The sequence below is a fragment of the Flavobacteriales bacterium genome, from assembly GCA_016716605.1.
Taxonomy (GTDB): domain Bacteria; phylum Bacteroidota; class Bacteroidia; order Flavobacteriales_F; family PHOS-HE28; genus PHOS-HE28.
Genome location: JADJWA010000001.1, coordinates 438,721 through 451,568, shown reverse-complemented (window position 1 = coordinate 451,568; position 12,848 = coordinate 438,721). Strand labels below are relative to the sequence as shown.

At 61.6% G+C, this 12,848-nt stretch carries 11 protein-coding genes; 10 read left to right on the top strand and 1 reads right to left on the bottom strand.

Annotated elements, in window-relative coordinates:
• The first annotated feature begins 3 nt into the window (after positions 1 to 3).
• The 4 genes from IPM12_01800 (at position 4) to IPM12_01785 (ending at position 3,654) form a co-directional block, all read left to right on the top strand.
• A complete protein-coding gene (locus IPM12_01800) occupies positions 4 to 834 on the top strand; it encodes a universal stress protein (GenBank protein MBK9146534.1) in 831 nt (276 codons plus the stop codon).
• Positions 835 to 1,042: 208 nt separating this feature from the next.
• Positions 1,043 to 1,390, top strand: coding sequence for a hypothetical protein (locus IPM12_01795; GenBank protein MBK9146533.1), 348 nt, complete (start codon positions 1,043 to 1,045; stop codon positions 1,388 to 1,390).
• A 34-nt stretch (positions 1,391 to 1,424) separates the two neighbouring features.
• Positions 1,425 to 2,333, top strand: coding sequence for a gliding motility-associated ABC transporter ATP-binding subunit GldA (gene gldA / locus IPM12_01790; protein ID MBK9146532.1), 909 nt, complete (start codon positions 1,425 to 1,427; stop codon positions 2,331 to 2,333).
• A 61-nt stretch (positions 2,334 to 2,394) separates the two neighbouring features.
• Positions 2,395 to 3,654 carry a methionine adenosyltransferase gene (locus tag IPM12_01785; GenBank protein MBK9146531.1) on the top strand — a complete coding sequence of 420 codons (1,260 nt, stop codon included), beginning with the start codon at positions 2,395 to 2,397 and terminating at the stop codon, positions 3,652 to 3,654.
• A gap of 144 nt (positions 3,655 to 3,798) precedes the next feature.
• Here IPM12_01785 and IPM12_01780 read toward each other — a convergent pair whose 3' ends face one another.
• Positions 3,799 to 4,212, bottom strand: a complete 414-nt coding sequence (locus tag IPM12_01780; GenBank protein MBK9146530.1) for an SPOR domain-containing protein — start codon at positions 4,210 to 4,212, stop codon at positions 3,799 to 3,801.
• Between the two features lie 238 nt (positions 4,213 to 4,450).
• Between IPM12_01780 and IPM12_01775 the strand changes: the two genes are divergently transcribed.
• The 6 genes from IPM12_01775 to IPM12_01750 all read left to right on the top strand — a co-directional run bounded on the left by IPM12_01775 (position 4,451) and on the right by IPM12_01750 (position 12,827).
• Positions 4,451 to 5,779, top strand: a complete 1,329-nt coding sequence (locus IPM12_01775) for a c-type cytochrome (GenBank protein ID MBK9146529.1) — start codon at positions 4,451 to 4,453, stop codon at positions 5,777 to 5,779.
• 14 nt (positions 5,780 to 5,793) lie between these two features.
• Complete coding sequence (locus tag IPM12_01770) at positions 5,794 to 8,997, top strand: TAT-variant-translocated molybdopterin oxidoreductase (GenBank protein MBK9146528.1); 3,204 nt, start codon at positions 5,794 to 5,796, stop codon at positions 8,995 to 8,997.
• Between the two features lie 17 nt (positions 8,998 to 9,014).
• A complete protein-coding gene (gene nrfD / locus IPM12_01765; GenBank protein ID MBK9146527.1) occupies positions 9,015 to 10,403 on the top strand; it encodes a polysulfide reductase NrfD in 1,389 nt (462 codons plus the stop codon).
• Positions 10,404 to 10,408: 5 nt separating this feature from the next.
• Positions 10,409 to 10,942: a DUF3341 domain-containing protein gene (locus tag IPM12_01760; protein ID MBK9146526.1), complete on the top strand. Its 534-nt coding sequence runs from the start codon at positions 10,409 to 10,411 to the stop codon at positions 10,940 to 10,942.
• Between the two features lie 5 nt (positions 10,943 to 10,947).
• Positions 10,948 to 11,601: a cytochrome c gene (locus IPM12_01755; GenBank protein ID MBK9146525.1), complete on the top strand. Its 654-nt coding sequence runs from the start codon at positions 10,948 to 10,950 to the stop codon at positions 11,599 to 11,601.
• A 68-nt stretch (positions 11,602 to 11,669) separates the two neighbouring features.
• A complete protein-coding gene (locus tag IPM12_01750) occupies positions 11,670 to 12,827 on the top strand; it encodes a quinol:cytochrome C oxidoreductase (protein MBK9146524.1) in 1,158 nt (385 codons plus the stop codon).
• Positions 12,828 to 12,848 lie beyond the last annotated feature (21 nt).

The window sequence follows — 12,848 nt, the reverse complement described above, 5'->3', positions numbered from 1 at the left end:
TCCATGAGCACTGAGCTGGCCATCAAGCACATTTTCCACCCCACGGATCTTTCGGAAGCCAGTAAGACCGCCTTTCTGCATGCGCTCCGTATCGCGCTGGCCTCCCGTGCCTCACTCACGATCCTTCATGTAGGCGGTGATCGGGAGGATTGGGATCAAATGCCTCAAGTGCGCCGTACGCTGAAGCGATGGGGGCTCTTGAAGGACGAAATGGACAGCGATGAGTTCCTGTCCTTGGGGCTCGGCGTGAAGAAGTTGCTGGCCCATGGAAGCGATCCTCTCCAGACTTGCATTGAATTCCTGGACGAGCACACCACCGATCTCGTTGTGTTGGCTACGAACCAGGAAGCCGGGAACACCGGCTGGATGAAGCCGAAGGTGGCGGAACCCTTGTCGCGGGCGAGCGGCGCGACCACGCTCTTCGTTCCGCATCATCGCTCAGGTTTCGTGGATCCCGCTTCCGGATCGGTGAGCCTGAAGCGCGTGCTGTTGCCAATCGTTCCGGATCCCGATCCGCGGCAGGCCATCCGCGCAGCAACGCTGCTGGCCGACCGTCTGGCACTGGAGAACCCGGAGTTCACACTTCTGCACGTCGGGCCCGAAGCGGATATGCCGTCGCCACCCTTGCCCGAGCGCAAGGGCTGGACTTGGAAGAGGAGCAGTCGCGAAGGTGACATCGTGGAAACAATCCTTGCGTTTGAAAAGGAGATCAAGGCCGACTTGATCGTCATGGCCACGAAAGGGCACGATGGCTTCTTGGACGCATTGCGCGGAAGCACGACAGAGCGAGTTCTGCGTGGGGCCTCCTGCCCGATGTTGACGGGTTTGGCATAGCGATCCTCTTGGGAGAAGCTCGCTAGCCGCGACTCACTTGATCTGTATTAAGCCCATTTGCCATAGCACCTCGCCCCCCCAGCAAGGCACATGCATCTTCTTGACGATGCAAGCAATCAAGCACCCGCGCCTCCCGATTCAGCTGCCTCGAATCAGTCGCCTTCTGTTCTCGGTGATTTTCTTCTTCGGCTGTTCAACCTCCGCAACAATGGACCAATCGAGCTTGACCAACCCGGCGGTGCGCGACCGCGCGCTTTTAGCCGACATGTACGCTGACGATTACTACCCAACGCACCTCGTCGATGCATGCAGGATGATCCTGGTTGACATGTGCCATCGCATTGAGGCTGGGCAGCCCAAGGACCTTGAGGGCTTGTTTGCCATAACGCATCAGGCCACCATGCAGCTGAATGAGCTCCAGGCAGAATTCGAGGCCAACGGAAGTGAGATGGAAACCGGCGCGCGTGAGACGCTTGGTGCAGAGTTCGACGCCATCGCCAAGGCCTACGGCTTCGATGGGGACGCGGAAGAGTTGATCGCACCTAGGGAATGGTGAAGGCCCCCGGCGGGCCGCCAGCTACTTTCGCCGCATGTCCATCGCGGTGCGCAATCTGTTCAAGCGCTACGGCAAGCAGGAAGCGCTTGCCGGCGTGAGCTTCACCATCGGCAAGGGCGAGGTGGTGGGTTTCCTCGGGCCGAACGGCGCTGGGAAGAGCACCATGATGAAGATCCTGACCTGCTTCATCCCGCCCTCGGATGGCGAGGCCGAGGTCTGCGGCTTCGACACGCGCACCAAGAGCATGGAGGTGCGTCGCCGCGTGGGCTATCTGCCCGAGCACAATCCGCTCTACCTCGACCTGTATGTGCGCGAGCACCTCGACTTCGTGGCCGGCGTGCACGGGTTGAAGCACCGTGCATCATTGGTGACCGACTTGATCGACCGCGTAGGCCTCGGCCCCGAGCAGCACAAGCGCGTGGGGCAGTTGAGCAAAGGCTACCGCCAGCGCGTGGGGCTTGCGCAAGCGCTGATTCATGATCCGGAGGTGCTCATCCTCGACGAGCCCACCAGCGGTCTCGATCCCAATCAGCTCGTGGACATCCGCGCGCTGATCAAAGACCTCGGCCGCGAGAAGACGGTGATGCTCAGCACGCACATCATGCAGGAGGTCGAGGCCATCTGCGACCGCGTGATCATCATCGACAAGGGCCGGATCGTCGCAGATGATACGGCCAGCAGCTTGCGCTCGCGCCAGCATGAGCAAGAGGTGATCGAAGTGGAGTTCGACCGATCACCCGCCGCCAACGAGCTTCTTAACCTCACCGGCGTGCGCCATGCCAAGCGCAAGGATGGCCATACCTGGCTCATCGCGCACGATGCCGGTACCGATGTGCGGCCGGCTGTCTTCGAGTTCGCCGTGAAGCATGGGCTGAAAGTGCTGGGCTTGCAGAAGAGCGAGCGCGGGCTGGAAGAAGTGTTCAAGGAGCTCACGGGCAAATGACCTGTTGATCGGTTGCGCGGCAAACGTTTCCTTTGCGGCCCGCAAAACAGCGCCCGCCCCGATGCCATACCTCTTCACTTCCGAGTCCGTCAGCGAAGGCCACCCCGATAAGGTGGCCGATCAGATCAGCGATGCCCTCATCGACCACTTCCTCGCCTTCGATCCACAGAGCAAGGTGGCGTGCGAGACCTTGGTGACCACCGGACAGGTGGTGCTCGCCGGCGAGGTGAAGAGCAAGGCCTACCTCGATGTGCAGCAGATCGCCCGCGATGTGATCGAACGCATCGGCTACACCAAGAGCGAGTACATGTTCGAGGCACACAGCTGCGGCGTGCTCAGCGCCATCCATGAGCAGAGCCCCGACATCAACATGGGCGTGGAGCGCAAGAAGCCCGAGGAGCAGGGCGCCGGTGACCAGGGGATGATGTTCGGCTACGCCTGCCGCGATACCGACAACTACATGCCTCTGCCGCTCGAGATCAGCCACATGCTCTTGCGGGAGCTCGCCGTGATCCGTCGCGAGAAGAACAGCAAGATGCCCTACCTGCGCCCCGATGCGAAGAGCCAGGTGACCATCGAGTATGCCGACGACGGCAAGCCGCTGCGCATCGACGCCATAGTGGTGAGCACCCAGCACGACGACTTCGACAAGGACGCCAAGATGCTCGCGAAGATCAAGGATGACATGGTCAACATCCTGGTGCCGCGCGTGGTGAAGCAGTTGCCCAAGCGCGTGCAGGCCCTCTTCGGCAAGGACATCAAGTACCACATCAACCCCACGGGCAAGTTCGTGATCGGCGGTCCGCACGGCGATACCGGACTCACCGGCCGCAAGATCATCGTGGACACTTACGGCGGCAAAGGCGCGCACGGCGGCGGTGCCTTCAGCGGCAAGGACCCCAGCAAGGTGGATCGCAGCGCGGCCTATGCTGCGCGCCACGTGGCCAAGCACTTGGTGGCGGCGGGCGTATGCGACGAGGTGCTCGTGCAGGTGGCCTATGCGATCGGTGTTGCCGAACCCGTGGGCTTCTATGTGAACACCTACGGCACGAGCCAGGTGAAGTTGAACGATGGGGCCATCGCCGATGTGGTGAAGCGCATGCCCGAGTTCGACATGCGCCCCTACTTCATCGAGAAGCGCTTCAAGCTCCGCACCCCGATCTACAGTGAGACCGCGGCATACGGCCACATGGGCCGCAAGAGCGAAGTGGTCACCAAGCAATTCGACAACGCCGGCCGGCAGAAGACCGTGAAGGTGAAGCTCTTCCCGTGGGAGGAACTGAATGCCTTTGGTGCGGTCAAGAAGGCCTTCAAGCTGTAGGTGCTGCCGGTTGGTGGGGTGAACGGCGCTCGCCCCAAGGACATTTGAGGGTGGCTGGTTGCCGGTTGGCTCCTCAATCGGGAGGCCTCTGAATCTCCTAATGCAGATCGATTCAGCTCGCAAGCCCGCTCAATGGAATCGCACTCAGCGCGGCATCTCGATTTCGTCGGGCACGATGTAGCTGCCGGGGTAGATTGGCCGCAAGTCGCGCAGTAAGCGCTCCGCTTCCAAACGGGTGCGGCAATCACCCACGCGGAGGCGCCAATTGGGAGGCAACCAGCTCAGATAGGCCATTGACTCCGGGTTCTTCTGGAGATAGCCGCGCTTGATCTCCTCCGCCACCTTGCGGTCGCTGCCCAAGTGGATCTGTACCCGGAAGCCGGGCTGCGGGTGTTTCACGGCGACGAAGCGCTCCATCAGGCGCTCCACCTTGGCGTCCGCGGCCACGTGCACATGGCCGGGCGCCATGCCAGAGGTAGTTGGCGTGTCGCTTGGTGTTTGGTACGGCTCGAAGAACCGGGGCGTTGCCGGGTCCTGTGCCAAGGATGCCAAAGGCATCAAGGCAAGCAAAGGCAGGAATCGCATTCTGATCACCGCAGACAACGCGGCCAAAAGTATGCCTGCCCATGGCGTGATCACGGCTGTTGGCAAGGCTTCCCGAACAATCCACTTGTTTAGAACAACTCTAAATAGTGACGCTAACATGGCATCGTTGATCCTGCTCCATCCGCCGTATTGGTCCCCGGTTATTTTTGCCGCCGTCTTCACGGAACCCTCCTCTTCTAACCTGTTCGGAATGCCGCTTCCCGCTTGTCTTTCACGACGTTCCAAAGGGTCCATCCGCTCCGCGCTCGCGTTCTTTCTCGCCTTCAGTTTCACCGCCGCCAACGCGCAGCCGGCCGACGCCGCGCAATACGCAGCAGGCGAGAAGCTCTTCAAGGGCAATTGCGCCAGCTGCCACAAGGTGGACACCAAGATGACCGGCCCTGCGCTGAAAGGCGCAAAGGCCAAATGGGAGGGTAAGGGCGACCTGTATGCCTGGGTGAAGAACAGCCAGGCATACCTGAAGACCGGCAACGAGATGGCCGTGGCCATCTGGGAGGAATACAAGCCTGTGGTCATGACTCCGGTGTCCCTCACGAATGAGGAGATCGATGCCGTTTTCTATTACGTGGAGAACTACGCTCCACCGAAGAAAGATGTAGTTATCGCCACGGATGCGGCGGCCACGGACCAGGGCTCCAACAACTGGCTCTGGCTCTTGGTGGTGGCTCTGCTCTTCGCGGTGATCGTGCTCTCGTTGAGCGGTGTGAAGCGCAGCTTGCAGAGCGCCGTGAACGAAGCTGAGGGCAATGGCCCGCTGGCCGATGCCACTGGCTGGCAGCGCTTCAAGGCCTGGGCATGGGAGCACAAGGTCTTCATGAGCATCGTGGGCCTATTCGCAACGGTTTGGCTCGTGCTCGTGCTCTGGGATGCCGCTTGGGTGGTTGGCGTATATGGCGGCGATGAGGTGCCGCACTACAAGCCGGAGCAGCCCATCCTCTTCAATCATACGCTGCACGCCGGCAAGGCTGATAAGGGCAACCTGGCGATCAACTGTCAATACTGCCACAGCAGCGCGGAGAAGAGCAAGCACGCTGGCATCCCCAGCCTGAACGTGTGCATGAATTGCCACAAAGCGGTGAATGCCGGTCGGACCGAAGCGGGCACCAAGGAGATCCAGAAGATCTACAAGCATGCAGGCTGGGACCCCGAGAAGGGCGCCTACACCGGCAAGGAAGAGCCGGTGCGCTGGGTGAAGGTGCATAACCTGCCCGACCACGCCTACTTCAATCACGCCCAGCACGTGGCCGTAGGCAAGATCGAATGCCAGACCTGCCATGGCCCGATCGATGAGCAGATGGACGTAGCTGAGCAGTGGAGCCCGCTCACCATGGGCTGGTGCATCGACTGCCACAACAAGACCGAGGTGAAGATGGCCGGCAACGGCTACTACGACGAAGTGATGGCGCGCTTGAACAACGACGCCAAGCTGGGCCACGAGGAGTTGAAGAAGTACCTGGAGGACGGCAAGATCACCGTGAAGGAGCTTGGCGGCTGGGAATGCGCCAAGTGCCACTACTAAGAACCGCGCGCACGATGTCGAGCACGAAGCAGTACTGGATGGACGCGGCCGACCTGCGTCAGGACCCTGAGGCGATCAAGGCCCGCGAGGGCGAATTCGCACAGCCATTGGCCATTGACCAAGTGCTGGGCGACAGGAATCTCAGCGGGGCCAACACCAACCGCCGCGACTTCCTCAAGTTCCTGGGGTTCTCTGTGGGCGCCGCCACGCTGGCCGCTTGCGAGACCCCGGTGGTGAAGAGCATCCCCTACGTGAGCAAGCCCGAGGAGATCACCCCCGGCGTTGCGAACTGGTACGCGAGCACCTTCTACGATGGTCAGGATTTCGCCAGCATTCTGGTAAAGACCCGCGAAGGGCGCCCGATCCACATCAAGGGCAATCCGCGCTTCGGCATCAACCGCAACCCTGCGCTCGATAAGGGCGTGGTGAATGCGCGCATCAACAGTTCCGTGCTCTCGCTCTATGATGGCGAGCGGCTCAGAGGCCCACGCAAGCGGAACGAAGGCAAGCACGTAGGAGTGAAGTGGGCCGAAGCTGATGGCGCCATCAGCAAGGGCCTGGCCGATGCCTCGGCCGCTGGCAAGCGCATCGTGGTGCTAACGCCCACCATCATCAGCCCCAGCACCCGCGCGGCCGTTGCCGGCTTGCAAGCCATGCACGCCACGGTGGAGCATGTGCAGCATGATACCATCAGCTACAGCGGCCTTACCAACGCTAACCTGAAGAGCTTCGATAAGCGCGTGTTCCCAGGCTACGATTTCACCAAGGCCGATGTGTTGGTGAGCGTGGGCGCTGACTTCCTCAGCTGCTGGGGCAGCACCACCGAGTACGCCTGGCAATACGCCACCCGCCGCAATCCGGATGGCGCGATGAACAAGCATTGGCAGGTAGAGTCCCGCATGAGCATCAGCGGGGCCAATGCCGATGCCCGTGTAGCCTTGAAGCCGAGTGAGCTCCCGCTGGCGGTGATCGCCCTGCACGATGCCATTGCCCGCAAGAGCGGCGGCGCCACGGTGGGCGGCGGCTTGGACAACGCTGAATTGAACCATGCAGCCGATGCGCTCTGGAACGCACGCGGCAAGGGGCTCGTGGTCTGCGGTAGCAACGATGAAGGCACGCAGGTGCTGGTGAACAGCATCAACATCATGCTCGGCAACTACGGCAGCACCATCGACCTGGACAACCACACCTGGTTCTTCCAAGGCGACGATGCCGCAGTGGCACAGCTGGTGAAGGACATGAACGCGGGCAGCATCGGTGCGCTGATCATGGCCGGCGTGAATCCAGCCTACAGCCTGCCCAACGCTGCGGAGTTCAAGAGCGGATTGGAGAAGGTGGGCCTCACCGTGAGCTGCGCGCGCTATGCTGATGAGACCGCGAGCCTCTGCCATTGGATTTGCCCCGACAATCACTTCCTAGAGAGCTGGGGCGACCACATGCCCAAGACCGGCCAATACGCCTTGCAACAGCCGGTCATCAGCCGCCTGTTCGACACGCGCGCCTGGCAGGGCAGTTTGCTCAAGTGGAGCGGAAGCGATGCCAAATGGCTCGACTTCATTAAGCAGACCTGGGAGCAGAACCTCGCGGCCCATGGTGGCGGCGATTTCATGACCGTCTGGAACCAGAGCCTGCACGACGGTGTGCTCACTTCGCAACCGATGCCCGCCTCCGGCGTGGCTTTCGCGGGCGATGTGGCCGCCGCAGGCGCGGCCGCCAAGCAAGCCGCCAAGGGCGCTGGTGAGTGGGAATTGAGCATGTACACCACCGAAGCCATCGGCGATGGCCAGCACGCCAGCAACCCTTGGCTGCAGGAGATGCCCGATCCGCTCACCAAGATCACGTGGGACAACTACGTGTGCATGAGCTTCGCCGATGCACGCAAGCTCGGCCTGCCCGACTACCTGGGTGAGCAAAGCCCGGCCGGCGTAGTGAGCGTGAAGGTGGGCGAAGTGGAATTGAAGCTGCCCGTGGTGCCAAGCCCCGGCCAGCGCGAAGGCACCATCGCGATCGCCCTCGGCTATGGCCGTGGCGCCAATGGCGAGAAAGTGGGCAAGGCCGCCGTGGTCACCGACCACAACGGCGAGCGCAGGCCTGTGGGCCAGAATGCCTATCCCTTCACCAGCCTGAGGAATGGCGCGGTGAGCTACGATGCCATGAATGTGAGCGTGAGCGCCACGGGCGAGACCTACCCGATGGCCATCACGCAGACGCACCTTACGCACATGGACCGGCACAGCATCGTGAAGGAGACCTCCTTCTCGGTGTACAAGGCGGGCGACAGGAACGCCTATAACAAGCCGCACACCCTGCCTGTGCATGATGATGCGAATGAGGATGGCGTCATCGACGCCCGCGACCGCAAGCCGGTGGCCAAGTTCGACCTGTGGGCCGAGCATCCGGTGGAGGGCGTGGGCCACCGCTGGGGCTTGAGCATCGACCTGAACACCTGCATCGGCTGCGGCGCTTGTGTCACGGCGTGCAACAGCGAGAACAACATCCCGGTGGTGGGCAAGGACGAGGTGCGCCGCAGCCGCGAAATGCACTGGCTGCGCATCGACCGCTACTACAGCAGCGACACCAAGTGGGCCGAAGGACGCGCTGCCGGCGAAGGCAAGATCGGCTTGTACACCAAGATGGAAGAGCCTTCGGCCAGCCCGTCGGTGTTCTTCATGCCGGTGATGTGCCAGCACTGCAACCACGCTCCGTGCGAGACCGTGTGCCCGGTGGCCGCCACCACGCACAGCAACGAGGGCCTTAACCAGATGGCCTACAACCGCTGCATCGGCACACGCTATTGCGCCAACAACTGCCCCTACAAGGTGCGGCGATTCAACTGGTTCAATTACGTCACCGACAAGTTCGCCGAGACCAACCCGGCTTGGGACGACCTCGGCCGTATGGTACTGAACCCCGATGTGACCGTGCGCGCGCGCGGCGTGATCGAGAAGTGCAGCCTATGCGTGCAAAGCATCCAGGCCGGCAAGCTCAAGGCGAAGAAGGAAGGCCGTCCGGTGAAGGATGGTGACATCGAGACCGCCTGCAGCGCGGCTTGCGGCACCGGCGCCATCGTTTTCGGCGACCTGAATGATAAAGGCAGCAAGGCGCGCAAGCTGGCCGAAATGGACCGCACCTACCATGCACTGGAGGAGATCGGCGTGAAACCCAATGTGAGTTACATGGTGAAGGTGCGCAACACCGACGAAGCCAGCCACGCCTAAGGAAAAGACCCGGAACCATGCACGCAGAAGCAGCGATCAGAGAACCGCTCATCCTGGGTCACAAGACCTACCACGATATCACCGAGGATATCGTGCGGCCGATCGAGAACAAGGCCCCCCGCGGCTGGTACATCCTCATGACCATCGCCAGCCTGATCGCCGCCTACGGCACTGGTTGCATCCTCTACCTCATCAGCAAGGGCATCGGCACATGGGGCCTGAACAAGACCGTCGATTGGGCTTGGGACATCACCAACTTCGTGTGGTGGGTGGGCATCGGCCATGCCGGCACGCTCATCAGCGCGGTGCTGCTCCTTTTCCGCCAGAAGTGGCGCATGGCGATCAACCGCAGCGCTGAGGCCATGACCATCTTCGCCGTGATCATGGCGGCCACCTTCCCCGGTATCCACATGGGCCGGATCTGGATGGCCTATTGGGTGTTCCCGCTGCCCAACCAGTTCGGCAGCCTCTGGGTGAACTTCAACAGCCCGCTGCTCTGGGACGTGTTCGCGATCAGCACCTACTTCAGCGTTTCGCTCGTGTTCTGGTACATCGGCCTCATCCCCGACTTCGCCACCATCCGCGACAAGGTGACCAAGCCGATGATGAATAAGGTCTATGGCATCCTCAGCTTCGGCTGGACGGGCAACGCCAAGGCCTGGACCCGCTTCGAGGAGGTGAGCCTGGTGCTCGCCGGCATCGCCACCCCACTGGTGTTCTCGGTGCACAGCGTGGTGAGCTTCGACTTCGCCACCTCGATCGTGCCCGGCTGGCACACCACCATTTTCCCGCCCTATTTCGTGAGCGGTGCCGTATTCAGCGGTTTCGCCATGGTACAGACGCTGCTGCTCGTGATGCGCAAGGTGATGCATCTGGAGGCATACATCACGAGAAAGCACATCGAGTACATGAACATCGTGATCATCGTCACCGGCTCCATCGTGGGCGTTGCGTACATCACCGAGCTCTTCATCAGCTGGTACAGCGGCGTGGAGTACGAGGCGTATGCCTTCATCAACCGCGCCACGGGCCCTTACCTCTGGGCGTATTGGGCCATGATGACCTGCAACGTGATCAGCCCGCAGCTCTTCTGGTTCAAGAAGCTGCGCACGCACCTGGGCTTCACCTTCTTCATGAGCATCATCGTGAACATCGGCATGTGGTTCGAGCGCTTCGTGATCATCGTCACCAGCTTGCACCGCGACTACCTGCCCAGCGCCTGGACCATGTTCCATCCCACTTGGGTGGATGTGGGCGTGTTCCTGGGAACCATCGGCATCTTCTTCACGCTCTACCTGCTCTTCGCCCGCTACTTCCCTGTGGTGGCGCTGAACGAGCTGAAGTCCATTCTGAAAGTGAGCGGCGAGAGCTACAAGCAAGAGGCCGCTAAACACCACCACCATTGAGTGCCATGGCGAACAAGGTCATCTACGCCGTTTACGACGATCCCGAGCAGCTCAAGGACGGCGCGCGCAAGCTCGTGTCCGCTGGCGTGAAGGTGAAGGACGTCTTCTCGCCCTTCCCGATCCACGGCATTGACCCGATCATCGGCGTCACGCGCACGCGCCTGGGCATCGTGAGTTTCATGTTCGGCATCGCCGGCACCGCGCTGGCCGTGCTGGGCATCTGGTACTTCAACATCTTCGACTGGCCGATGAACATCGGCGGCAAGCCCAGCTTCCACTACTACCAGAACGTGCCGGCCTTCATCCCGGTCACCTTCGAGTTCACGGTGCTCTGCGCCGCGCATGGCATGGCCATCACCTACCTGATCCGGAACAAGACCCTGCCGGGCATGCCTGCGCGCAACCCCGACCCGCGCAGCACCGATGATAAATTCATCATCGAAGTGCGCACCGCCGACAACCACGGCCATAATTCCGAAGCCATCGCCGAGCTGCTGCGCCAGAGCCCGGTGACCGAGATCAACGAGCGCCAATGCTGAGCACCATGCGCACCGCCAAGACCCTCGCCGCGCTTTCCGCCATCGTCCTGATGGCGGCGTGCGGCAAGAGCGACCCCAACAGCCCCGGCGTGGAGTACATGCCCGATATGTACCGCAGCCCGGCCGTTGAGGCCTACGTGGACTATGGTCAGGATCCCTACTACCACACCGAGGAGAAGGCCCGTACCCAGCGCGATCGCGTGACCGCGCGCAAGCCTGTCCCCGGCACCATCGCCTTCCATGAGGATACCGACAAGGCCGCACTGAACGCCCCTTACCCCTTCCCGAACACACCTGATGGCTACGAGGCGGCCGGCGCGCAGTTGAGGAGCCCGATCACGATGACGCAAGCCACCGTGGATAACGGTAAGGCGATCTATGAGAAGTTCTGCATGCATTGCCACGGCACCACCGGCCAGGGCGATGGCCCCGTGGTGAACAATGGAAAGTACCCGCCGCCGGGCGACTACAGCGGCCCTCTGAAGGATCTGCCCGAGGGCAAGATCTTCCACAGCCTGCATTGGGGCAAGAACGTGGCCATGGGCTCGCACGCCTCGCAGCTCACCAAGGAGGAGCGCTGGCACGTGACGCACTACGTGCAGTATCTCCAGAACGGCGGCAATATGACCCGTGAGCCGGAAGCCCCGGCCGCGATGTGAACCAGCAGAACGGAAACGCGATGAACTTCACCATCAGCAAACGGGCGAGCACGCTGAGCATGGCGTTGATCGGCCTGGGCGCGATCGCCACCATCGCAGGCGTGATCGGCGACCATAGCGATCACCACCAGCGCACCTGGAGCGCCCTGCTCGTCAACGGCTTCTTCTTCCTGGGCATCGGCTTGGGCGCCCTGTTCTTCTATGCGCTCCAGAACGCCACCGAGACCGCGTGGAGCGTGCTGGTGAAGCGCGTGTACGAGGCCATCATGGGCTGGATTCCCGTGGGCGCGGCCGTGATGGTCATCGTGCTGCTCGCCGGCACCTTCGGTCTGCACCACATCTACCACTGGATGGATGACAGCCTTTACGTGAAGGGCGGCCCCAACTACGATGCGATCATGGATGGCAAGAGCGCCTTCCTGAGCAAGCCCTTCTTCTGGGTGCGATCGCTGGTCTACCTGGCCACCTTCATCATCGCGGCGCGCTGGTTCCGCAAGAAAAGCCTTGAGATGGATGGGCTCACCGGCGAGAGCCTCGTGCGCACGCACCTGCTCACCTACCGCCGCGGCGCGCTCTTCCTGGTGTTCTTCGCCGTGTTCAGCAGCACCCTAGCATGGGACTGGCTCATGAGCATCGATGCGCACTGGTTCAGCACGCTCTACGGCTGGTACGTGTTCAGCGGCATGTGGGTGAGCGCCATGATCACCGGCGTGATCATGGTGCTGTACCTGAAGCGCAAGGGCTACCTCCCACAGGTGAACAACAGCCACATCCACGACATGGGCAAGTGGGTGTTCGCGATCAGCTTCCTCTGGACATACCTCTATTTCTCCCAGTTCATGCTGATCTGGTACGCCAACATCCCGGAGGAAGTGACCTATTTCCAGGACCGCATCGACCATCATCCCGGGCTGCTCTGGACCATCTTCTTCATCAACTTCGCCGTGCCTATGGTGATGCTCATGAGCCGCGATGCCAAGCGTAACCCGCGATTCCTCATCGGCGTGGGCACCGTGATCTTCATCGGCCACTGGATGGATGTGAACCTGATGGTGATGCCCGGCGCCAACGGCCATCACTTCCACGGCCTCGGGCTGCTCGATGCCGGCTTATTCGTGCTCTTCCTCGGGGCCTTCATCCGGGTGGTGCTCGGCACCTTGGCCAAGGCGCCGCTCACACCGGTGAACCATCCTTACCTGGAAGAGAGCGTGCACCACAGCATCTGATCCCTCGTGAACACAACGCCT